This is a genomic window from Actinoplanes xinjiangensis (assembly GCF_003148685.1).
Lineage (GTDB): Bacteria > Actinomycetota > Actinomycetes > Mycobacteriales > Micromonosporaceae > Actinoplanes > Actinoplanes xinjiangensis.
Map to the genome: position 1 here is coordinate 518,127 of NZ_QGGR01000003.1, position 21,544 is coordinate 539,670.

General features: G+C 71.8%; 24 protein-coding genes. 10 read left to right on the forward strand and 14 right to left on the reverse strand.

What is annotated here, in order from left to right:
• Positions 1-125 precede the first annotated feature (125 nt).
• Positions 126-380, forward strand: a complete 255-nt coding sequence (locus BC793_RS09220; protein ID WP_093619131.1) for a WhiB family transcriptional regulator — start codon at positions 126-128, stop codon at positions 378-380.
• 591 nt (positions 381-971) lie between these two features.
• Here BC793_RS09220 and BC793_RS09225 read toward each other — a convergent pair.
• The 4 genes from BC793_RS09225 to BC793_RS09235 are packed head-to-tail and all read right to left on the reverse strand — an operon-like array spanning position 972 to position 4,316.
• A complete protein-coding gene (locus BC793_RS09225; RefSeq protein ID WP_109591245.1) occupies positions 972-1,715 on the reverse strand; it encodes a sirohydrochlorin chelatase in 744 nt (247 codons plus the stop codon).
• Positions 1,697-2,464: a phosphoadenylyl-sulfate reductase gene (locus BC793_RS09230; RefSeq protein WP_109591246.1), complete on the reverse strand. Its 768-nt coding sequence runs from the start codon at positions 2,462-2,464 to the stop codon at positions 1,697-1,699. The genes BC793_RS09225 and BC793_RS09230 overlap by 19 nt, the downstream gene beginning before the upstream one ends.
• Entirely contained in the window at positions 2,461-2,622 is a 162-nt protein-coding gene (locus BC793_RS50200) for a hypothetical protein (protein ID WP_170167214.1), read from the reverse strand. The genes BC793_RS09230 and BC793_RS50200 overlap by 4 nt, the downstream gene beginning before the upstream one ends.
• Complete coding sequence (locus BC793_RS09235; protein WP_109591247.1) at positions 2,619-4,316, reverse strand: nitrite/sulfite reductase; 1,698 nt, start codon at positions 4,314-4,316, stop codon at positions 2,619-2,621. Before BC793_RS09235 ends, BC793_RS50200 begins: the two co-directional genes overlap by 4 nt.
• A 377-nt stretch (positions 4,317-4,693) precedes the next feature.
• Between BC793_RS09235 and BC793_RS09240 the strand changes: the two genes are divergently transcribed.
• Positions 4,694-6,187: a glycosyltransferase family 39 protein gene (locus BC793_RS09240; protein ID WP_109591248.1), complete on the forward strand. Its 1,494-nt coding sequence runs from the start codon at positions 4,694-4,696 to the stop codon at positions 6,185-6,187.
• A gap of 45 nt (positions 6,188-6,232) precedes the next feature.
• On the opposite strand, the gene BC793_RS09245 is transcribed toward BC793_RS09240, so the two are convergent.
• Both BC793_RS09245 and BC793_RS09250 read right to left on the reverse strand, forming a co-directional pair.
• Positions 6,233-7,789 (reverse strand): sensor histidine kinase, encoded by a 1,557-nt coding sequence (locus tag BC793_RS09245; protein ID WP_109591249.1) that lies wholly within the window; start codon positions 7,787-7,789, stop codon positions 6,233-6,235.
• A gap of 26 nt (positions 7,790-7,815) precedes the next feature.
• Positions 7,816-8,850 carry an SIS domain-containing protein gene (locus BC793_RS09250; protein WP_109591251.1) on the reverse strand — a complete coding sequence of 345 codons (1,035 nt, stop codon included), beginning with the start codon at positions 8,848-8,850 and terminating at the stop codon, positions 7,816-7,818.
• Between the two features lie 162 nt (positions 8,851-9,012).
• Between BC793_RS09250 and BC793_RS09255 the strand changes: the two genes are divergently transcribed.
• Positions 9,013-10,554, forward strand: a complete 1,542-nt coding sequence (locus tag BC793_RS09255; protein ID WP_109591253.1) for a tetratricopeptide repeat protein — start codon at positions 9,013-9,015, stop codon at positions 10,552-10,554.
• 3 nt (positions 10,555-10,557) lie between these two features.
• Here the strand turns inward: BC793_RS09255 and BC793_RS09260 are convergent, their stop codons facing one another.
• The gene (locus BC793_RS09260; RefSeq protein WP_203896054.1) at positions 10,558-10,779 is read right to left on the reverse strand and encodes a biotin/lipoyl-binding carrier protein; all 222 of its coding nucleotides are present in this window, start codon (positions 10,777-10,779) and stop codon (positions 10,558-10,560) included.
• A 125-nt stretch (positions 10,780-10,904) separates the two neighbouring features.
• Here BC793_RS09260 and BC793_RS52770 point away from each other — a divergent pair, with 125 nt between their 5' ends.
• Complete coding sequence (locus BC793_RS52770; protein ID WP_369752275.1) at positions 10,905-10,979, forward strand: 50S ribosomal protein bL37; 75 nt, start codon at positions 10,905-10,907, stop codon at positions 10,977-10,979.
• A gap of 41 nt (positions 10,980-11,020) precedes the next feature.
• Here the strand turns inward: BC793_RS52770 and rsrA are convergent, their stop codons facing one another.
• The 5 genes from rsrA to BC793_RS09285 form a co-directional block, all read right to left on the reverse strand.
• Positions 11,021-11,305, reverse strand: coding sequence for a mycothiol system anti-sigma-R factor (gene rsrA, locus BC793_RS09265; protein WP_109591256.1), 285 nt, complete (start codon positions 11,303-11,305; stop codon positions 11,021-11,023).
• 4 nt (positions 11,306-11,309) lie between these two features.
• Positions 11,310-12,113 (reverse strand): sigma-70 family RNA polymerase sigma factor, encoded by an 804-nt coding sequence (locus BC793_RS09270; protein ID WP_109591257.1) that lies wholly within the window; start codon positions 12,111-12,113, stop codon positions 11,310-11,312.
• Between the two features lie 74 nt (positions 12,114-12,187).
• On the reverse strand, positions 12,188-12,781 hold the full coding sequence (locus BC793_RS09275; protein WP_109591495.1) for an alpha/beta hydrolase family protein: 594 nt from the start codon (positions 12,779-12,781) through the stop codon (positions 12,188-12,190).
• Positions 12,782-12,809: 28 nt separating this feature from the next.
• Complete coding sequence (locus tag BC793_RS09280; RefSeq protein ID WP_109591497.1) at positions 12,810-13,205, reverse strand: WhiB family transcriptional regulator; 396 nt, start codon at positions 13,203-13,205, stop codon at positions 12,810-12,812.
• A gap of 192 nt (positions 13,206-13,397) precedes the next feature.
• Positions 13,398-14,075 carry an SOS response-associated peptidase gene (locus tag BC793_RS09285; protein WP_109591259.1) on the reverse strand — a complete coding sequence of 226 codons (678 nt, stop codon included), beginning with the start codon at positions 14,073-14,075 and terminating at the stop codon, positions 13,398-13,400.
• 174 nt (positions 14,076-14,249) lie between these two features.
• On the opposite strand from BC793_RS09285, the gene aroA reads away from it, so the two are divergent.
• The 6 genes from aroA (at position 14,250) to BC793_RS09315 (ending at position 19,964) form a co-directional block, all read left to right on the forward strand.
• Positions 14,250-15,572: a 3-phosphoshikimate 1-carboxyvinyltransferase gene (gene aroA, locus BC793_RS09290; RefSeq protein WP_109591500.1), complete on the forward strand. Its 1,323-nt coding sequence runs from the start codon at positions 14,250-14,252 to the stop codon at positions 15,570-15,572.
• Between the two features lie 91 nt (positions 15,573-15,663).
• Positions 15,664-16,833, forward strand: a complete 1,170-nt coding sequence (rsgA, locus tag BC793_RS09295; protein ID WP_239169741.1) for a ribosome small subunit-dependent GTPase A — start codon at positions 15,664-15,666, stop codon at positions 16,831-16,833.
• A 67-nt stretch (positions 16,834-16,900) separates the two neighbouring features.
• Positions 16,901-17,701 (forward strand): histidinol-phosphatase, encoded by an 801-nt coding sequence (gene hisN, locus BC793_RS09300; RefSeq protein WP_109591261.1) that lies wholly within the window; start codon positions 16,901-16,903, stop codon positions 17,699-17,701.
• 103 nt (positions 17,702-17,804) lie between these two features.
• Positions 17,805-18,542 carry an ATP-binding protein gene (locus BC793_RS09305; RefSeq protein ID WP_239169725.1) on the forward strand — a complete coding sequence of 246 codons (738 nt, stop codon included), beginning with the start codon at positions 17,805-17,807 and terminating at the stop codon, positions 18,540-18,542.
• Positions 18,543-18,572: 30 nt separating this feature from the next.
• On the forward strand, positions 18,573-19,130 hold the full coding sequence (locus BC793_RS09310; protein WP_109591265.1) for a DUF5709 domain-containing protein: 558 nt from the start codon (positions 18,573-18,575) through the stop codon (positions 19,128-19,130).
• Between the two features lie 93 nt (positions 19,131-19,223).
• Positions 19,224-19,964 carry a carbohydrate-binding protein gene (locus tag BC793_RS09315; protein ID WP_158319212.1) on the forward strand — a complete coding sequence of 247 codons (741 nt, stop codon included), beginning with the start codon at positions 19,224-19,226 and terminating at the stop codon, positions 19,962-19,964.
• Here the strand turns inward: BC793_RS09315 and BC793_RS52240 are convergent, their stop codons facing one another.
• The gene (locus BC793_RS52240; protein WP_109591268.1) at positions 19,965-21,200 is read right to left on the reverse strand and encodes a chitosanase; all 1,236 of its coding nucleotides are present in this window, start codon (positions 21,198-21,200) and stop codon (positions 19,965-19,967) included.
• 24 nt (positions 21,201-21,224) lie between these two features.
• Positions 21,225-21,449: a hypothetical protein gene (locus tag BC793_RS09325; RefSeq protein ID WP_239169726.1), complete on the reverse strand. Its 225-nt coding sequence runs from the start codon at positions 21,447-21,449 to the stop codon at positions 21,225-21,227.
• Positions 21,450-21,544: the final 95 nt, after the last annotated feature.

Consider the following 21,544-nt stretch of genomic DNA (forward strand, 5'->3'; position numbering starts at 1 on the left):
CAACAACAAAAGCTTGCTGACGCACCGGTGAGCGTACGGGCACAAGCCGTCGCCGACCACTGCGCTCGCATATAGGTAAACAGCACTGTTTTCATTACCCCATCCGAAACAAGGAGTTTGCCGCCATGGACTGGCGTCACGATGCGATCTGCCGCGACGAGGACCCCGAACTGTTCTTCCCGATCGGGACGAGCGGGCCGGCGCTCCTGCAGGTCGAGCAGGCCAAGGCCGTGTGCCGGCGGTGCCCGGTGACCGAGGAATGCCTCTCGTGGGCACTCGAGTCTGGACAGGACGCCGGCGTATGGGGCGGGATGAGCGAAGATGAGCGGCGCGCAGTCAAGCGTCGCGGCGGCCTGCGGGTCGGAGCTCCTACCGCCTGAAATCAATCCCCCACACAGCATTCACGCCCCGGGCCTTACGGCACCGGGGCGTCTTGCTGTTTCGGAGTCCTCACAGTGCGTGCCACTCCATTGTGCGGTAATTCGATCACGGTACGTTTCGGTGCGGCGCCCTTAATGATCTCGAAATGCCGCCACTGACGCTTTGCGTCGCCACTCCCGCACACTCCGCAATGGACCGCCGTTCTCACGCGCCAATCAGCGCCGGATCATCGCATAGCGCAGAGTGATCGTTACCCAGAGCGACACAGGCACGCGAATATTGACAGCCAGCTCTCAGCAACGGCCTGAGAGCCCCGCTGCCGCCCCGAACCCGCCCGGAGAGGCTGGAAGATCCGGCTGGTTTCCAGCGCTGTCTCAGCGGCGCTGAGACAGCGCTGGGAACCAACCGGGACCCCGGCAGCAGCGACGGGCGAGCCGCGGATTCCGGCGGCAGCGAGGACCGGCCGCGGACTCGGGCAGGAGTGACGAGCAAGCCGCGGATTCCGGCAGGAGTGACGAGCGGGCCGCGGCGTCAGGCGGCGGCGAGGAGCGGCCGCGGCCGCGGGCGGGAATTACCAGCGGGGCGCGGGGTCAGGCGGCGGTGGCGAGCGACCCGGAGAGGACCGACTCGGCCCGGGCGGCCACCAGCCGTACCAGCTCCGGTGCATCGCCCAGCGGCTCGGCGACCGCGACCGCGCCCGCCTCCCGGGCGGCCCGCGCCGACGCGTCGTACAGGAGCCCCGGCGCGAGGAAGTAGGCGGCCATCCCGACCCGGCGCGCTCCGGCCCTCTGGAGCCGCCGGACGGCCTCGTCGGCGCGCTCCCCCGGCCCGGAGGCACAGGAGACCGCCGACGGCAGCCCCAGATGGCGTCCCAGCGCCGTTGCGGCGTCCCCGATGGTGCCGCGGGCGGTGTCGTCGCGGGTGCCGGCGGCGGCGAGCACGACGGCGTCCAGCCCGTCCGGGGGCAGCCGCCGGGTGACCGCGGCGAGAAGAAGCGGTGAGGCCGGCCCGAGGACGTCGGTGGCGGTCACCCGGACCGGCAGCGACGAGGCGTCCCGGATCACCGCGGGCAGGTCCACCCGGCCGTGATAGGCGGCGGTCAGCAGCAGCGGCACCAGCACCGCCCGGGAACCGCCGGGCAGGGCCGCCAGCACGTCCAGCGGCCGGGGGCCGGCGTGGTCGAGGTACGACGCGCGCACCGTCCACTCCGGCCGATCCCGGCGGACGGCACGGGCCAGCGCCTCGGTCGACGCCGCGGCCCGCGGATCACGGCTGCCGTGGGCCACCAGGACCACGGCCGGCCGCGACCGGGGGATCAGACGTGCAGACCGCATTCGGTCTTCTCGAACATCGCCCAGCGTCCGGCGCGCGGGTCCTCGCCGGCCTTGGTGCGCCGGGTGCACGGCCAGCAGCCGATCGACCCGTAGCCCTTCTTGAACAGCTCGTTCACCGGCACGTTCCACCGGCTGATGTACGCGTTGACGTCGTCCTCGGTCCAGGCGGCGATCGGGTTGACCTTCACCTTGCCCTTCTTCGCGTCGAACGCGACGACCGGCGTGTTGGCACGGGTCGGCGACTCGTCGCGGCGCAGGCCGGTGGCCCAGGCGTCGTACCCGCTGAGCGCGCGCTCCAGCGGCTCCACCTTGCGCAGGAAGCAGCACTCGTCGGGGCTGCGGGCGAAGAGCCGGGGACCGTACTCGCCGTCCTGCTGGCCGACGGTGAGGCGGGGCCGGATCGAGCGGACGTTCACGTTCATCGTGCGGATGACCGTGTCCCGGACCTTGAGGGTCTCCGGGAAGTGCAGGCCGGTGTCGAGGAAGACCACGTCCACGCCGGGCGACACCCGGGAGAAGAGGTGGGCGACGACGGCGTCGGCCATCGAGCTGGTGACGCAGAACCGCTCGCCGAAGGTGTCGGTCGCCCACTTGGCGATCTCCTCGGCCGGGGCGCCCTCGAGCGCCTCCGCCGCGGCCAGGGCGAGAGCCTTCAGCTCTTCGGGTCTACGGCGCTCGGGGTCCGCACTGACGACGGGCCCGCCCAGATCGATCAGGCCCATTCCGGATGCGTTGAGGAGGCTGCTCATTTGCTGCTCACTCCCTTGTTCAGAAGGCCGATGAACTTGACGGAGAAGACACGGACACAGGACCGGCACTCCCACGCGCCGTGCGAGGCCTCGTTGGGGCGGAGGTCCTCGTCGCCGCAGTAGGGGCAGTACATGGGCGGCTGCCGGGTCTCGCTCATTTCAGGAGCTCCTCGTCGGCGCGCAGGACCCAGTCGGCGAAGGTCTCGCCGGAGCCGTCCCGGCCGTCCAGGTAGTGCTGGGCGACGCGTTCCACGTACTCCGGAAGCTCTTCGGCGGTCGTCTTCAGACCGCGGACCTTGCGCCCGAAGCCGGCGGTCTCGCCCTTGGCCATGCCGAGGGCGCCGCCGAGGTGGATCTGGAAGCCCTCGACCTGCTCGCCGTGCGCGTTCATCACCAGCTGGCCCTTGAGGCCGATGTCGGCGACCTGGGTGCGGGCGCAGGCGTTGGGGCAGCCGTTGATGTGGATCGACAGGTCGGCGTCGAAGCCCTTGAGCCGGTCCTCGAGCCGGGCCACCAGTTCCTCGCCGCGCGCCTTGGTCTCGACGATCGCGAGCTTGCAGTACTCGATGCCGGTACAGGCCATGGTGCCGCGGCGGAACGCCGACGGCCGGGCTTCCAGCCCGATGGCGCGGAGGCCTTCGACGAGCGGTTCCACCTGGTCGTCGGCGATGTCGAGGACCAGGAGCTTCTGGTACGCCGTGAGCCGCACCCGCTGCGAGCCGTGCTTCTCGACCAGATCGGCGAGCCTGGTGAGCTGCTCACCCGAGGACCGCCCGACGACCGGCGCCGCACCGACGTAGTTGAGCCCGTCCTTCTGCCTGTGCACGCCGATGTGGTCGATCGGCTTCTCCGGCAGGTCGGGCGCCGGGCCGTCGATGAGCGCGCGGCCGAGGTACTCCTTCTCCAGCACCTCGCGGAACTTCTCCACGCCCCAGTCGGCGAGCAGGAACTTCAGGCGGGCGCGGTGCCGCAGCCGGCGGTAGCCGTAGTCCCGGAAGATGCCGACGACACCCTCCCAGACGTCCGGGATCTCGGCCAGCGGCACCCACACGCCGAGCCGCTCGGCCAGCCGCGGGTTGGTGGACAGGCCGCCGCCGACCCAGAGGTCGAAGCCGGGGCCGTGGTCGGGGTGCTCGACGCCGACGAACGAGATGTCGTTGACCTGGTACGGCCCGTCGGCCAGCCAGGAGATCTGCGATTTGAACTTGCGGGGCAGGTTCGAGTAGGCGGGATTGCCCACGTACCGCTTGACGATCTCGTCGATCGCCGGGGTCCCGTCGATCACCTCGTCGACCGAGATGCCGGCGACCGGGCTGCCCAGCACGACCCGGGGGCAGTCACCGCACGCCTCGGTGGTCTGCAGGCCGACGGCTTCGAGCCGGCGCCAGATCTCCGGCACGTCCTCGACACGGATCCAGTGCAGCTGGATGTTCTGCCGGTCGGTGATGTCGGCGCTGTCGCGGGCGAACTCGGTGGCGATGCCGGCGATGGTCCGCAGCTGTGCCAGGTTCAGCGAGCCGCCGTCACAGCGGACGCGGAGCATGAAGTACTCGTCCTCCAGCTCCTCCGGCTCGAGAACCGCGGTACGCCCGCCGTCGATCCCGGCCCGGCGCTGGGTGTAGAGCCCCCACCAGCGGAAACGGCCACGCAGGTCGGCCGGGTCGATCGAGGAGAAGCCGCCGTGCGCGTAGATGTTCTCGATCCGCGCGCGGACGTTGAGCGGATTGTCGTCCTTCTTGCTGCGTTCGTTCGGGTTGAGCGGCTCGCGGTGTCCGAGCGCCCACTGACCCTCGCCGCGCGCCTTACGAGGGCGGGCGGCCGGCCTTGCAGCGGGAGTGTTGCTGGGCGCCATTTCGGCGTTCCTCCGGGTTTCGTGGGCGCGCGTTGCCGCCCACGGCCCTTGCGGAGGCTCGTGACGTCTGTGTCAGGAGTCGGGCCCGGCGGTCGCACACCCGAACGGGAAATCGGGCGTCGTCAGGAAGCCGGACACATCGCGCTGCGGACACGGCCGTAGTCCACGTGGCGGCGGGCCACGAAGCGGCGGTCAACTGCAGCGGTCATGTCGATAAGACTCTCACGGGAACGTAAAGTCGGCTAGAGAGGTCCAGATTCCGGGAGTGTGGTCAACCGCACCTCGTCGTTCGCCCGCCCGTCTCCGGGTTCTCATCCATCGACCACCGCCCGGTAAGGTTCCCTTCGCACTCACCGGACGCACGTCGAAAGTCGGAGATGGCTGTTCAAACCCTGAGCGACGACTCGCCGTCCCGGACTCTGGCCGGCCCGGCGCCCCGTCGCGTGCCGACCACCGCGACCCTCTGGGCGCTGGCCCCGTCGCTGATCCCGGCCCTGCTGATGCTGCTCGTCGGCCGCTTCCGGATGGGCAACCCGTCCCTGGGGTGGGACGAGAACGCGAGCTGGCTGGTCAGTCAGCGGACGCCGGCACAGATCGTCGACCAGGCCGGGCACTTCGACGGCGTGATCTCGCCGTATTACATGTTCCTGCACTACTGGACGGCGGTCTTCGGCGACTCGGAGATCTCGATGCGGATGCCGTCGCTGCTCGCGGTCGCGATCGGTGTCGGTGTCGCCGGCGAGCTGGGCCGCCGGCTGTTCAACCCGGGTGTCGGCCTGTTCGCCGCGCTGCTGCTGGTGGCGGTCCCGCAGCTGAGCCGCTATGCGCAGGAGGCCCGGGCGTATGGTCTGGCCTTCCTCTTCGCCACCACCGCGACCCTGCTGCTCTACCTGGCGCTGGACCGGCCCGGTAAGAAGCGCTGGGCGTTCTACGGGCTGACCGTGGCGCTGACCGGCCTGGCCCACATCTTCGCCCTGCTGATGCTGGCGGGCCACTTCTACATCGTGGTGTCGCGCTGGTGGCTGAGCCGCGACCGGGCGCTCTTCGCCTGGTTCCCGGTGACGTTCGTGGCGCTGCTGCCGGTGCTGCCGTTCGTCTATCTCGGCGCCACCCAGCGGGGCGGGCAGCTGGCCTGGATCGCCGAGATGAATCTGGACACCGTGCTGGCCGCGCCGGGCGCGATGTTCGGCGCCACCATCGGCGGCCTGGTGCTCATCGGGCTGGCGCTGGCCGCCCGCTGGCCGGACCATGCCCTGATCCGGGAGCTGGGCGTGCTGGCCGTGATCCCGCCGGTGGCGCTGATCGGCGTCTCGTTCGTCACCGACTCGGTCTGGGTGCCGAGGTATGTGTTGTTCGTCCTCCCGGCGATCACCCTGTGCGCCGCCGCCGCGCTGCGCGGCCTCCGGTTCCGCAGCCTGCTGGTGTTCGTCCTGGTCGCCGCGACCGCGGTCCCCGACCAGCTCGACCTGCGCGGGCCGGCCACCCACATGGGCGCCGACTTCCGGGCCCTGGCGAAGGTCGTCACGAAGAATCAGCAGCCCGGCGACGTGATCGTCTACGCCGCTCTGGGCAACTGGTCGCTGCGCGCCGGCATGGATTACCAGCTGCGCGACAAGACCCGCCCGGTCGACATCCTGTTGCAGACCCCGTCCGCCGAGGTGGGCCAGCTCGCCGCGGTGGAGTGCGCCGATCCGGCCGCCTGTCTCGGCAAGGCGCCCCGGGTCTGGTATTTCCGGCAGTGGAAGACGGGCGAGCCGCTGGACGACGTCGGCCCGATCGGCCCCACTCTGAAATCCGACTACCGCCAGATCGACATCTTCAAGAAGACCAAGGGCACCCTGGTGCTGCTGGAGCGCAAGCCCGGCCGCTGACGCCCCGGTTCCGCAGGGCGGCCGGGCCGCCCTACGAAACCGGTCCTAGCGCTTGCCCAGGGGTACGACCAGGACCGCCTCGGTGCCGCCACCGGCCCGGTTGCGCAGCTCGATGCTGCCGCGCAGCTCCCCGGTGGCGAGCGCCCGCACGATCTGCAGGCCGAGCCGGTTGCTGCCCTCGAACTTGAAGCCCTCCGGCAGGCCCCGCCCGTTGTCGGCGACCGTGACGTGCAACTGCTTGCGGAAGCGGTGCGCGGAGACGACGACCTCACCCCCGCCGCCGAGGGGCGGGGCGGCCACCAGCTCCTCGGCCTCCTCGTCCGGGGCCGGGAAGCCGTGCTCGACCGCGTTGATCAGCAACTCATTGAGGACCATGACGAGCGAGGTGGCGATCTCGGCGGGCAGCACGCCGAAGGTGCCCTCCCGGCGGATCTTCACCGAGGAGCCGGTGGTGGCCACCTCGGTGGCGGCGGACGCGACCCGGTCGACGATGCCGTCGAACTCGACCGCCTCGTCGCTGGACATCGACAGGGTCTCGTGGACCAGGGCGATCGACGCGACCCGGCGCACCGACTCCTCCAGGGCCATCCGGGCCTCCGGGGCGTCCACCCGGCGGGCCTGCAGGCGCAGCAGCGCGGCCACCGTCTGGAGGTTGTTCTTCACCCGGTGATGGATCTCCCGGATGGTGGCGTCCTTGGTCATCAGCGCCCGCTCCCGGCGGCGCACCTCGGTCACGTCCCGGACCAGGACGAGTGCACCGATCGGCACACCCGCGGGCAACAGCGGCAGCGCCCGGGTGAGCACGGTCGCCCCACGCGCCTCCACCTCCATCCGGGCCGGGAACTCGCCGCGCAGCGACGACAGGATCCGCTCGGCGGCGTCGTTGCCCTCCAGCGGGTCGCCGGACAGGCGGCTGGACAGTTTGGCCAGCTCCTCGCCGACCAGGTGGGCGTTGAAGCCGAGCCGGCGGTAGGCGGACTGCGCGTTGGGGCTGGCGTAGGTCACCTTGCCGGAGGCGTCCAGCCGGATCAGGCCGTCACCGACCCGCGGTGCCGAGGTGATCTCCCCGGGCAGGCGGGGCGGCGGGAACGTCCCGTCCGCCACCATCTGCGCCAGGTCGTCGGCCGTGGTCAGGTAGTTGAGTTCCAGCTGGCTGGGGGTGCGTGCGGTGCTGAGGTTGGTGTCCCGGCCGATCACCGCGATCACCTCGCTGAGCGCCTCCTCCAGGTCGGTGGCGTCGCGCAGCCGGACCGGGATGGCCTCGTGGCGGGCGGGGGTGTCGCCGTACCAGACCGGGTCGCCCTCCCGCCAGATGCGCTCCTGCGTGAGGGCGACGTCGAGGTGGGCCACCTCCGGGCCGCCGACGATCTTGCCGACCTGGTCGTCCTGGTACGCCGTGGGCGCGGTGGTCGGCCGCACCTGCGCGACGCAGAGGAACTCCCGTGGCCGGCGTGGTTCGCCCTTGATCGGCACCCAGAGCAGCAGATCCGCGAAGGACAGGTCGGACAGCAGCTGCCAGTCACCGGCGATCCGGTGCAGGTGGTCGATGTCGGCGGGGCCGAGGCTGGTGTGTTCTTCGACGAGATCGCGCAGGGTGGACACCGTCCCAGCCTGCCATGCCCGTGTTTCTAAAGGGTCGTGGTGACCTTCTTGAGTCCCCGGGGCGCGTCCGGGTCCTCGCCGCGGGCCAGCGACAGGGCCAGCGCGAGCTGCTGCAACGGCAGGATGTCGAGCAGTGGGCCGTAACGCTCGTCGACGGACGGGACGGTGAGCCGGCCCGAGGCGCCGTCGACGTCCGAGCCACCGATGGTGACCACGTCGGCGCGGCGCTCACCGAGCCGGGCCACCACGTCGCGCATCGACCGGCCACCGGGCCCGTCGCCGACCACGGCGAGGACCGGGACGTCCGGATCGGCCATGGCGAGCGGCCCGTGCAGCAGGTCGGCGCCGGAGAACGCCAGCGCCGGCAGGTACGACGTCTCCATGAGCTTGAGGGCGGCCTCCCGGGCGGTCGGGTAGGCGTAGCCGCGCCCGGTGGTGACGAGGCTGGAGGCGAACCGATAGCGCTGCGCCAGCTCGGTGGCCGACCGGTCGGCCAGTACGTCGGAGGCGAGCTGCGGCAGCTTCTCCAGCGCGGCGCGCTCCTCGGCGGGCAGCCGGCCGTCGCCGGCCCGGATGCCCTCGACCAGCATCAGCAGGGCGAGCAGTTCGGCGGTGTACGTCTTGGTCGCCGCGACCGCCCGCTCGTGCCCGGCGACCACGTCGACGGAAAGCTCGGCGGCCCGGGCCAGCGGGGAGTCGGGGTTGTTGGTCAGGGCCAGGGTCAGCGCGCCGGTCTCCCGGGCCACGCTCAGCACGCCGGTGAGGTCGGCCGAGCCGCCGCTCTGGCTGACCCCGATGACCAGGGTGCCGGTGAGGTCGGGCCGGGCGCCGTAGAGCGTGATCGCGCTCGGGGAGGCGCTCGCCACCGGCAGCCCGAGGCGGATCTCGGCCAGGTAGGCGCCGTAGAGGGCGGCGTGGTCGGACGTGCCGCGGCCGACGAAGAGAACGCTGCGCGGCGCCCGGCGGACGACCTCGGCGGCGACCTCGGCGATCGCCGCGGACGGGCCGGACTCGAGCAGCCGCGCGAAACCGGCGGGTTGTTCCGCGATGTCCTCTGACATCCCCAGGCCTCGCTGTGTCACGTGTTCCTCCCCTTCTCGCGCGCCTAATGCGCAATCTGTGCGCAGTCTTGCAAGAAAGAGCTTAGTTGGTCAAGGTTTCGTGCACGAATGAGCAAACACGAGGACTGACAATCTGGCCCACTTCCCCTAGGGTCTTCACTCGTGGATTCCCGCCCCCCGGCTCGCCGTGACCTCGCGCGCGCACGCGCCGCCCTGGACGCCGGCGAGACCCATGCCGCCGCCGGTCATCTCGCCGCGGCACTGGCCCACACGCCCACCCTGCCCGAGATTCATGAGCTGCTCAGCCGCTTGGCCGCGGCACCCGGCGGCGGGCTCGACCTCTTCCCGGCGGAGCCGCACGCGTCCGTCGGCCGGCTCGCCGCCCGGGCCCACCTGCTCGCCGCCGCCGACCGCCCGGAGGAGGGCCTGCCGCTGCTCGCCGCCGCCAGCGGGCACGATCCGGCGCTCGACTGGGCCGGCGTGCCCTGGGTCGCGGAACCGGCCCTCGGCGCCCGCATCGATCCGGGGCAGCTGGCCCGTACCGTGATGCGCCTCTGCACCGCCGTCGGCGACCCGGCGCCCACCGAGACCGTGGGGCCGCTGCGGCCGTACCTGGCGGTGGTCCGGCATGCCGTCGCCGCGCACGGGGAGCACGCCATGCTGCTCGGCGCCGGTTCGGCGCTGGCGCGGCGGCTCGGCGAGGTCCGCCTGGCGGTGGAATGGGCCGGACGGGGCGCCCGCGCGCAGCCGTCCAAACTCGGTGAGATCTGGCTCGGGTACGCGTTGCGCAGCGCCGGCCGGATGCCGGAGGCGCTCGCCGCCCTCCGCCGGGCGGTCGCCTACGACCCCGACGACCTCTCGGTCTACGCCGACGTCGCGGCCACCCTGGCCGACCTGGGCCGGCTGGACGAGGCACTGCGCTGGACCGAGCTGGCCCTGGAACGCGATCCGGCCTTCGACTGTGTGGTGCACACCGCCCACCGGCTGCGATACCGCGCCGACGGCGACGTGGCGCATCTGGTCGACCTGGCCGACTTCATCCGGGACCACCCGGACGACGCGCACGAGCACACCGATCTCGAGGAGTGCTGCCGGAACATCCCGTGGCTGGGCGGGCTGCCGGCCGGCGCGCCGCTGCCCGCGGGCCGCGCCCCGGTCAACGCCGAGCCGTCCGCGGACGCGCTGCGCCGCCTCCAGCGGGTCGCCGGGCAGACGTGGCCGCATCCGCCGGGCGCCTATGACCGGGCCCTGGGCCTGGTACTGGTCGAGCCCTGGGAACTGCTGGCCCTGCTCGCGCACCCGGAGACGGCCCGGCCGGACCAGCAGAACGGTCTGGAGGTGTGGGCCTGCCTCGGCCTGCTGCATCACGGGACCGAGGAACCGTGGCCGGAGTCGAGCCGCCGGCGACTGCTGCTCGGGCTGCTCGACGGCGACGTGGACCGGGTGACCCAGGCGGCGATGTTCGCCCTGGTCGCCTACGCGTGGGTGGACCCGGACGCCCGCGGGGACATCGCCGCCGTGGTGGCCGGCCGGCTCACCGAGGCCGCCTCCGGCCCGTCCGCCCGCGCGGTGGCCGAGCTGGTCCTGGCCGCACCCGGCCTGGACCGGCCCACCCGGGAGCTGGCCGCGGCCACCCTGCGCGTGCCGGCCGTCCCCCGCCAGCGTGGAAGGGGACGGTCGCTGCTGCGCTGGCGCCGGGACTAGACCCTAGGAGATCACGGCGATCAGGTCGCCCTCCTGCACCACGTCACCCTCGTTGACGGCGAGCTGCGACACCGTGCCGTCGCTCTCGGCGATCACCGGGATCTCCATCTTCATCGACTCGAGGATGACCAGCGTGTCCCCCTCGGCGACGGTGGCGCCGGGCGCCGTCACGACCTTCCACACATTGGCCACCATCTCGGCACGGATCTCGTCCGCCATGGTCAGTGCCTCCCTCGTCAGCTGTCGGTGACGCCATCAAACCACGGTTGGGGTGCGGGCGAGTCCTGCCCGGCCGGACGCGCCCATTACGATCGGCAGCGAGTTCAAGCACCAGGGACAGGAGAGCCGACATGGCGAAGAAGGCCCGTAAGAAGAAGGCCCGTAAGAAGAGCAGCGCGAACCACGGCAAGCGCCCCAACAGCTGAAACGAGAAGGCCCGGCGATCCGCCGGGCCTTTCGGTTTCGATCAGGGCAGGTATTCCCTGGTCTCGGTCTGGGTCTCCAGCTGACCGAGTTTGCTGCGCAGCCGCTCGCGCAGCTCCACCGGCGCCCGCTCGTCGCCGCAGCAGCGGCCGACCAGCGCCTTGACCTCGTGCTCGATGCCGAACTCGCGCAGACAACCGGAGCACTCGTCCAGGTGCTTCTGGATCAGCTGCCGCCGGTCCTCGGAGCACTCCAGGTCGAGATAGAGATACACCTCGCTGAGGACGATGCTGCAGTCGGTGTCGTGCTCGTTCTCGTCGTGGCCCATGTCGTCACGCCCCCTGCGGCTCGGAGGTCGCGGTCCGGGTGATGCCCCGGTCCACCGCATACTGCTCGAGGAGCTTGCGCAGGTTGCGCCGGCCACGGTGCAGCCGGGACATGACCGTGCCGATGGGCGTACCCATGATGTCGGCGATCTCCTTGTACGAGAAACCCTCGACATCGGCGAGGTAGACGGCGAGCCGGAAGTCCTCCGGCAGGGACTGGAGCGCTTCCTTGATGTCACTGTCCGGAAGCCGGTCCAGCGCCTCGGTCTCGGCCGACCGCAGACCCTGCGACGTGTGCGACTCGCTCGACGCGAGCTGCCAGTCGGTGATCTCCTCGGTCGGCGCCTGCACCGGCTGCCGCTGCTTACGCCGGTACGAGTTGATGTACGTGTTCGTCAGGATCCGGTAGAGCCAGGCCTTGAGGTTCGTGCCCTGCTCGAACTGGTGGAACGCGGAGAACGCCTTGAGGAACGTCTCCTGCACCAGATCCTCGGCATCGGCCGGATTGCGCGTCATCCGCAGCCCCGCCGCATACAACTGATCGACGAACGGCAACGCCTCACGCTCGAAACGCGCCCGGCGTTCCTCGGTCCGTTCCTTCTGGGCCACCCTGGAATCTCCCCTCGACCGCCCCGCCGAGGATACGGGTAGTGCCCCTGTAACGCTCTCGAAAACCGCCGGTGTGCTGACGCTCACCGACCGCGCCACCGGCGCCGTCTCCACCGCGGGCCACTCGGGGGAACCCAGAAGGTCCCGCACCCGGTCCGCCTCCCGGCCGTCGCGCTCGACGCTTCCGACACCGGCACCCACTGGCAAACCCCTTCCGCTGACGTCTTTCCAGCTGGATAACGTCCGCTACGGGCCGGTGCATTCCCTCCGCCCGTTCAGCGCGCCCAGCAATGGCGGCGCAGCCACTCCAGAACGACCGCCACGGTGCCGGGAAGATCCTTTCGCAGATCGTGCACAGCGCCGGGGCGTACGGCCACCTCGACGGCCCCTCCGGGTGACGGCACGCCGAACGGATCGCGGTCCCCGTTCACCGCGAGGGTGGGCACCGTCTCCGGCAGTTCCCCCGCCCGGGTCTTCTCCGGCCTGCCCGGCGGATGCAGCGGAAAAGCCAGGGCGAGAACCCCCGCGGCGCCCAGCGTGGTCGCGGTCCGGCACGCGACACGCGCACCACTGGAGCGCCCACCGACGATCAACGGCAGCTCCGGTACGCGTAACGCGCCCACCACCGAGACCCAGGCCTCGTCGAGGTGCCCGGCCGGAGCGGGCGCACGCCGGCCGGCCACCCGGTACGGCTGGGTGACCAGGGCGACCCGCACGCCGGCCGCCACCGCCGCGTCGTGCACCGCGACCAGGTCGGGCGCGTCGACACCGCCCCCGGCACCATGGCCGAGGACGAGCAGACCGCGCGCCGGCCCGGACGGGTCGGTGACGGCCGCGGCGGCGGGGCCGCGTGGGGTTTCCAGCGTCATCTCGGAGCGCGACACGCGCTCCGTTCTATCAGCGACTGACCGGTATGAGGGTCAGAAGACGGCGATCCTCGTCGTCCGGCGAGTCGTCGACCGCCTCGCCGTCCGCCTGGATCCGCTCCCGCCAGGCGACGAGCATGGCCCGGCGTTCCCGTGGCGTGGTGCCGCCCCAGACCCCGTGGCAGTCGCCGACCTGGAGTGCCCAGGCCAGGCATGGGCCCTGCACATCGCAGGTCCCGCACAGAGCCACGGCGCCGCCCGACGGCTCGTTCGGCGCGGGAAAGAACGTCTCAGGATCGACCGCACGGCAGGCGCCCCGTGTGCGCCAGGCCTCATCGGACCGTCGTTGCGCGATCGCCTCGAGCAGTCGCGGGTCGCGTCGCGCGATAGCCACCTCGTGCGGACGCGGCATGCGTGCGCGTGTCATCAGCCCACCTCCCCCGTGGGACCGGAACTGCATGTGGCGGCCGGGCCGCACCTTACGGTCCAGCACCACTCCGGCGCTGGTTTGTACCGCAAGCTACAAGATCAGAACAAGGGGTCTATCGATCTGGAAAGAAAGTTGTCAGTCTAGAATCGCTACATATCCCGACAAATATTCTTGTTGATCTCGGAGAGTTCAAAAAAGCGTAATATTCGCGGCCGGCTCGATCAGCTCGGGACCGTTGTTGCGCACATTGCCGACGGCGGCGCCCACCGGGCGTACCTCGATGGCCTCCAGATCCCGCTCGGAGAGCGGTTGCAGCAACCGCTCGGCGTCGCCGCCACCGGCCAGCCAGTCGGCCCAGCGGGCGGCCGGCAGGATCAGCGGCATCCGGTCGTGCACCTTCGTCAGGTGGCCCAGCGCCGCCGTGGTGATCACACTGCAGGTGAGAACCGACTCCGGGCCCCAGGCCGACCAGAGACCGGCGAAGGCCAGCGGCCCCGAGTCCGCCGGGGTCATGTAGAAGGCCTGCTTCTCCTTGCCGTCGCGGACCCACTCGAACCAGCCGTCGGCCGGGATCAGACAGCGCCGCTTCGCGAACGACGGCGCGAACGAGCGCAGCTCGGTGACCGTCTCGGCGCGGGCGTTGATCATGCGGGCACCGGCCTTCAGATCCTTCGCCCAGTGCGGCACCAGACCCCAGCGGGCGGTGTCGAGCACCCGGCCCTCGTGCTCCGTGGAGACGCGCACCAACGGCACCGGATCGGTGGGGGCGACATTCCAGCTGGCACGCAGCGGCTCGGCGACGTCCACGGCCTCGAACAGCCTGCTGAGGTCGGCGTTGCTCTTCGTCGTCGCGTATCGGCCGCACATGAGCAGCAGGTTACGCCGCCCACCGGACACCCGTCCGCCCCGAAACACCCCGGCCCGCCGGCCACCCCCGGGCGCGGCCGTGGGAGGACCGGGTTCACACCGGCGGGGGTACGGCGCCGGAAATGTCTCGCGGGACGGGAACGCGGGACGGAAATGTCGGAGGGCGACGGCAGAATGGCGGGCGTGACTGCTGAACCCCGCCCTTGGCTCGCCCCGTCCGCCACCGGTCCGGTCACGGCGACCGTGCGGCTGCCGGGCTCGAAGTCGATGACCGCCCGCGCCCTGATCCTGGCCGCCCTGGCCGACGGCCCCTCGGTGATCGAGGCTCCGCTGCGGGCCCGGGACACCGTGCTGATGGCGGCCGGCCTGCGCGCGCTCGGTGTCGAGGTGGACGTCACCGACGACGCCCGCTGGCTGGTGACACCCGGACCGCTGCGCGGCCCGGCCCGGATCGACGTGGGGCTGGCCGGCACGATCACCCGGTTCCTGCCACCGGCGGCCGCGCTCGCCGAGGGCCCGGTCGAGTTCGACGGCGACCCGCACATGCGGAAACGGCCGCTGCGCCCGATCGTCGCGGCGCTGCGGGCACTCGGCGTGACGGTCGACGCCTCCCCGATCGACGGCCTGCCGCTGACCGTGCACGGCTCCGGCGTGGTCGAGGGCGGCGAGGCGGTGATCGACGCGTCGGCGTCCAGCCAGTTCGTCTCCGGCCTGCTGCTGTCGGCGGCCCGGTTCGCCAAGGGCCTGACCCTGCGGCACGAGGGCCCGCCGGTGCCGAGCGCCCCGCACCTGCGGATGACGACGCATATGCTGCGGGCGGCCGGAGCCGTCGTCGACGACAGTGTGGCCGACGTGTGGACCGTCGAGCGGGGCCCGCTGAGCGGCCGGACCTGGACGATCGAGCCCGACCTGTCCGGGGCGGCACCGTTCTTCGCGGCGGCCGCGGTCACCGGTGGCGCGGTCACCCTGGCGGGCTGGCCGGCCGACAGCTGGCAGCCGGTCGACCAGGCCGTGGAGATCTTCCGTTCGCTGGGCGCCGAGGTCACCCGCACCACCGAGGGTCTGACCGTGCGGGGCACCGGCACGCTGCGCGGCATCACCGCGGACCTCTCCGAGGTGGGCGAGCTGACCCCGGTGGTGTCGGCGCTGGCCGCGCTCGCCGAGGGCCCGTCCGAGCTGCGCGGGGTGGAGCACATCCGGGGCCACGAGACCGACCGGATCACGGCGCTCGCCACCGAGCTGGGCAAGGTCGGTGCCGGGGTGACCGAGTTCCCCGACGGGTTGCGGATCGAGCCGGGGCCGTTGCGCGGGGCGGGTTTCGAGACCTACGCCGACCATCGGATGGCGCATGCCGCCGCGGTCATCGGACTCGCCGTGCCGGGGGTGACCCTCACCGACGTAGGTTGTACGTCGAAGACGTTGCCCGAGTTCCCCGAACTCTGGGCGGGACTCGTGGCGGGGAGTCGGCTCCCGTCCCACCCAGGTGGGCAGGAGTGAGGCGGGGTCCAGGTGTCGTCCGGGTGTGCGCCGCGGGCGGCGGCCGGGCCACGCCGCGGCCCGGCCATCCCTTTCGGAACAGGAGCTGACACTGCCAGCGCGTAAACGGGAGTACGACGAGGACGACGTACGGGTCCGGCCCGGTAAGTCGTCACGACCGCGTACCCGAACCCGGCCGAAGCACGACGACGCCGTCGATGCCCTGGTCATCACCGTCGACCGGGGCCGGTACGGCTGTGTCCGCGAGGACACCGGCGGCCTCGACGTGATCACCGCGATGCGGGCCCGGGAACTGGGCCGCAAGTCGGTGGTGGTGGGCGACCGGGTGGCGCTCGTCGGTGACTCGTCCGGCGCGGCGGGCACCCTGGCCCGGATCGTCCGGATCAGCGAGCGGACGTCGGTGCTGCGCCGCACCGCGGACGACGACGACACCACCCCCGAGGGCCGCCTCGAGCGGGTGGTGGTCGCCAACGCCGACCAACTGGTGATCGTGAGCGCGCTGTCCGACCCGCCGCCGCGGACCGGGTTCATCGACCGGTGCCTGGTGGCGGCGTACGACGCGGGCATCGAGCCGTTGCTCTGCCTGACGAAGGCGGATCTGGCCGGCCCGGAACAGGTGCTGGGCTACTACGCCGAGCTGGATCTGCCGCATGTGCTGGTGCGGCCGGGCAGTGACCTGGAGGAGTTGCGCAGCCGCCTCGCCGGGCGCCTGTCGGTCATGGTCGGCCACTCCGGCGTGGGCAAGTCGACGCTCGTCAACCGCCTGGTCCCGGATGCGCTGCGGGCGGTCGGCGTGGTCAGCGCGATCGGCAAGGGACGGCATACGTCGACCAGCGCGGTGGCGTTGCGGCTGCCGCCGGTCGGGAAGTCCCGCAAGGACCCGGGCTGGATCATCGACACCCCGGGGATCCGGAGTTTCGGGCTGGCGCACGTGAGCGCGGAGAGCCTGCTGCACGGGTTCCCCGACCTGGTCGAGGGGACGCTGGAGGATCAGCCGAACTGCGGGCACACGGCCGCGGACGGCGACTGCCGGCTGGACGCCTGGGTGGCCGAGGGGAAGGCCGACGAGCGCCGTCTGGCGTCGTACCGCCGCCTGCTGTCCTCCCGCGCCGGAGAGGGCGACCGAACCGGCGAGGGCGACCGGGCCGGCGAGGGCGGTCGAACCAGCGAAAGCGACCGAACCGGAGAGGGCGACGGAACCAGCGAAAGCGACCGGGCCGCCGAGGGCGAGGGGCAGGAGCACGCCGCAGGCGAAGCCTGATCCTGGAAGACGGGAAACCCGGGAAACCCGGCGCGCCCGCGCCGGGTCGATGGACTAGCTTTCTGGCATGGCCGGATATGCCGATGATCTTGCGCTTGCCCACGTCCTCGCCGACTCGGCCGACGCCATCTCGATGGCCCGGTTCCGGGCCCTGGACCTGAAGGTCGAGGAGAAGCCCGATCTGACGCCGGTGTCCGACGCCGACACCGCGGTGGAGAAGGCGATCCGGGCGACCCTGGCCCGGGCCCGGCCGCGCGACGGGGTGCTCGGCGAGGAGTTCGGCCGGACCGCCGCGACAGCCGGGCCCGGTAACCGGTACTGGGTGATCGACCCGATCGACGGCACCAAGAACTTCGTGCGCGGCGTGCCGATCTGGGCCACCCTGATCGCGCTGATGGAGGGCGACACCCCGGTCGCCGGCCTGGTGTCCGCGCCGGCGCTGGGCCGCCGCTGGTGGGCCGGGCGCGGGCTGGGCGCGTTCGCCGGGAGGAACCAGCACTCGGCGTCCCGGATCAGGGTGTCGTCGGTGCACAAGCTGACCGACGCGAGTTTCTGCTACGCGAGCCTGAACGGCTGGGCCGACAACGGCCGCCTCGACCAGATGATGGACATCCTGCTCGGTGTCTGGCGCAGCCGGGCGTACGGCGACTTCTACGGCTACATGCTGCTGGCCGAGGGTGCGCTGGACGCGATGGCCGAACCGGAGCTGTCGCTGTGGGACATGGCCGCGCTGATCCCGATCGTCACCGAGGCGGGCGGCCGGATCACCGATCTGGACGGGCGGCCGACCGCGGACAACAGTTCCGTCATCGGCACCAACGGGCTGCTGCACGAGAGCGTGCTGACCGCGCTGGCCCGTCGCGCCTGAGAACCGCCCGTTCCGGCATGACCACCCCGGTACGGGGGTATCCCGCACAGACCAGCGCTCTCGAAATGCGCACCGTCCGCGGGTTATGCACAATGGAGCGATCATGCCGAGCGAGGTTCGTCACCACGTGGACCGCGGCCAGGCCTACCCTCTGGTCCGGTTGTCCGGGGTGCTCGACGGCGCCACGACCACGCCCGTCCGGTCGGCGCTTCTCGACGTGCTCGCGGCCCAGCCGGAGGCGCTGGTGGTCGACATCGGCGAGCTGCGGGTCATCGAGGCCGACGCGCTCGGCGTGCTGCGCGACGTGCTGGCCGAGACCAGGGACTGGCCGGGGAGCCATCTCGCGCTGTGCGGCTCACCGGACGCCGCCGCCTGGGAGCCCACCGGCTGGCCGGTCTGGCCGGACGCGCCGGGCGCCTTCGCCTCGCTCGGCGCCCCCGGCCCGGTGGGCCATCGGGTCGTCGCGGAGCTGGAGCCGGTGGTCGGTGCGGCCCGGCTCTGCCGTGAGGTGATCACCGAGGCGTGCGCGCGGTGGGACCGGCCGGATCTGGCCGGCAACGCGTGCATCGTGGCCACCGAGATGGTCAACAACGTGGTGTCGCATGCCGGCACCCCGATGAGCCTGCTGCTGGCGCTGCACGGCGACACGGTGAGCGTGGCGGTCCGGGATTTCTCGGCGACGGCGCCCCGCTTCGGCGGCCCGGTGGCCCCGACCGCGTACGGGGGCCGGGGCCTGCTTCTCATCGACGCGCTCTCGGAGCGCTGGGGTCATCTGGTGCTGGCCGGCGGCAAGATCATCTGGGCGCGGCTGGGCGCGATGGACAAGGATGTCGCGGCATGATCGCCCCCACTCGTGGGTAGTCAGGCGGTCATGCGAGACAACGACTACCCGGCTGAGGTCACCGATCCGGAAGCGTCGGGGCTGCCGGACACCGCTGACGACGATTCCACCGCGTACGACGAGGTGAACAGCCCTCGATGGGCGGACGGCCCCGATCCGGCGGCGCTCGCCGGGGTGGGCCCGGGCGGGTCGAACCGGTTCGGCGAGACCGCCGAGGAGCAGCTGCACGGCGAGTCACTGGACCGGCGGCTGCGGCAGGAGGAGCCGGACTTCGGTGCGGAACCTGCGGACCGGGAGGGCCGGGACCCGATCGACGAGACGGTGGACGACTCGGCGCAGCGCGAGTTCGACCGGGACGTGTGGGAGCCGGGGCCGACCTCCGACCCGTCGTCGCAGGTGTCGCTCTACGACGACGGCCAGCTCGACGGCGACTCGCCGCGCCCGGTGGGCCGTCTGGTCGCCCCGGATGAGGGCTCGGGCTGGGACGAGGAGCCCGACAGTGTCGCCTACGACGCGGGCGCGGCCGGTGGCGGCGCCAGCGCCGAGGAACTGGCGATGCACGAGACCAACTCTCCGGACTACCGCTGACCGGGACGTCCGGTCACAGTCGCGTAAAAACCCTTGCCGGTAGCGCTCCCAGTTCAGCACAGTGCCCACCTGAGGTGCGGGATGGGGAGAGTCATGAGAGGGCGCGCTCTGACGGCGGCCGTGGTGATGGTCGCCGGTTCGCTGGCGGCGACGGGCGTGACCGGTCACGGTGACGCGGCTGAGGCGGCGACCGTGAACCGGACCTTGCTCAGTGACGGCTTCTCCGGGGACCGCGGCGACCGGCCGGACGGCGACGTCTGGGCGGCCGCCGACGGTCGCCGGAGCGTCGCGGCGCTGGACGGTGAGGGCCGGCTGGCGCTGCACTCGGTGCTGCGCACCGGGGAGACCTTCCCCCAGGCGTACGGCCGTGCCGAGGCCCGGATCAAGGTCTGGCGACGCGACGGTGCCTGGCGGGCGCTCGGTGTGCTCGACGACGAGGGCCGGGTGCCGGCCGGCTCGGTGGAGACCCTGGACTCGGACCGGGTGGACGGCGACGACTTCCACACCTACACGATCGACTGGACGCCGACGACGCTGACCTGGTCGCTCGACGGCCGCAAGGTGCTGCGGTTCACCCGGGCGGAGAAGGGTGAGCCGCTGATGTTCGTCCTCAACCTGGCCTCCGGCGGGTACTACTCGAACGGCATGCTGGTCGACTGGGTGACGGTCCGGACGCCGGTGCAGGTGGACGCGGCGAAGTGGAAGGCGTTCACCGCCTACCGGGCCGGTCAGCTCGTCGAGTACCGGAAGGTGGTCTACCGGGTCCGCGAGGCGCACACGTCCCTGCCCGGCTGGCAGCCGGACCTGGTGCCGGCGCTGTTCGGAAAGGCCTGATCAGCCCGTCACGGTGTACCGGTCGCCGTGGACCTCCCAGGTCAGCGGCGTGACCAGGTCCAGATTGCCGGCGTTCAGAAGGGCCCGCTGCGCGGTGTCGACGCGGCTGGTGTCGCTGTGTGCCGCCCCGGTGCGCATCTCGGCCGCCCGTGCGTCCAGGAAGGCCGCCAGGAACGCGATCTCGTCGCCGCCCTGCACCGGCGTCCGCTGCCGCGCCACCACCCGCTCGCGGATCGACCGCAGCCTGGAGATGCCGTGCATGAGGGCCGCGTCGTAATAGGCGAGCTGGCCGAGAGCGCGCAGCCCGTCGGCCTCGGCCAGGCGCACCGCCGGGAGGAAGTACATCCGGTCCCGGGCGTCCTCCTGGACCTTGCGGAACACCGGGTCGCCGGCCGCCGCCCGCCAGGCGCCCGGGAAGCCCGGGTCGAGGCCGTCGTGCGAGTCGGTGCCGTCCACGGCCCGCAGTGCCGGGAGATAGCCGGCCAGCACGTTGCCGGGCTTGCGGCGGGTGTAATCGGTGACCACGGCGAGCATGTCCGAGGTGCCCGAGCCGAACCCGACGATCCCGGCCGTGTAACCGCGGCCGTCGCGCAGATCCTCGATGTAGCCGTACTCCGACCGCCACTCCACGCTCGAGTTCTCGGCGCTGGAGACGATTTTGAGCGCGATCTCCTTCTTGGCGGCGGTGTTCAGGCCACCGGCGACCGGCGGAACCTCGGCGGTGGCGGCCGACGGGGCGGCGGGTGCGGCGCGGCCCGGCCCGTACGCCCGGACCTCCCACAGCGAGTAACCCTCCGGGGTGCCCCGCTGGGTGGCCAGCACGCGCAGGTGACGGGCCGTCGCGGAGAGACCGCGGACGTCGTCGACCTCACCGTCGCCGGTGGACGTGCGGTACAGGTCACGCCATGTCGCGCCGTCGTCGGACACCTGGAGGCGGTACGCCTTCGCGTACGCCCTGGCCCAGTGCAGGCGGACCCGGCGGACCTCCTGGGCCGTACCCAGATCGATCTGCACCCACTGGGTGCCGGGCCCGGCCGCGCCGCTGGACCACCGCGTGCCGGAATCGGTGTCGGTGGCGCCGGAGGCGGGCCACGCGATGCTCTCCGTGGCCGACGCCAGCACCGGACGATCGCCGGTGAGCACCACGTCGGACGAGGAGGCGCCGGCCGCCACCGAGACGGCCAGAGGCACGCACAGCACCGCAGCGATCCCGCCGCCCAGCACCACCGATCGCATGCGTCAACGCTAGGCCTGACGGCCTCAGCGACGCCTGCGCTTCCGGGAAATCAGCACCAGGACGATCACGATGATCGCGATCACACCGAGGCAGCAGACGAGCCCGATGGTGCCGAAGCCGAATCCGCCCCGCCGGGATTTGCGGGCCGCCTCGACGACCAGTTGAGCAGTGCCGTTGTCCGCCGCCCAGGCCTGCGCCGGGACGAGCACGCCGAGAGTCAGGCCCACCAGGGCCGTGGTGAACCACATTCGAAGTCTTCGAGCCATGTCACCCATGTGCCCCATGCTGACCGATGTACGCAATGGGTAGAGCATCGTGTACCAACGGGATGGGAGAGGCATGG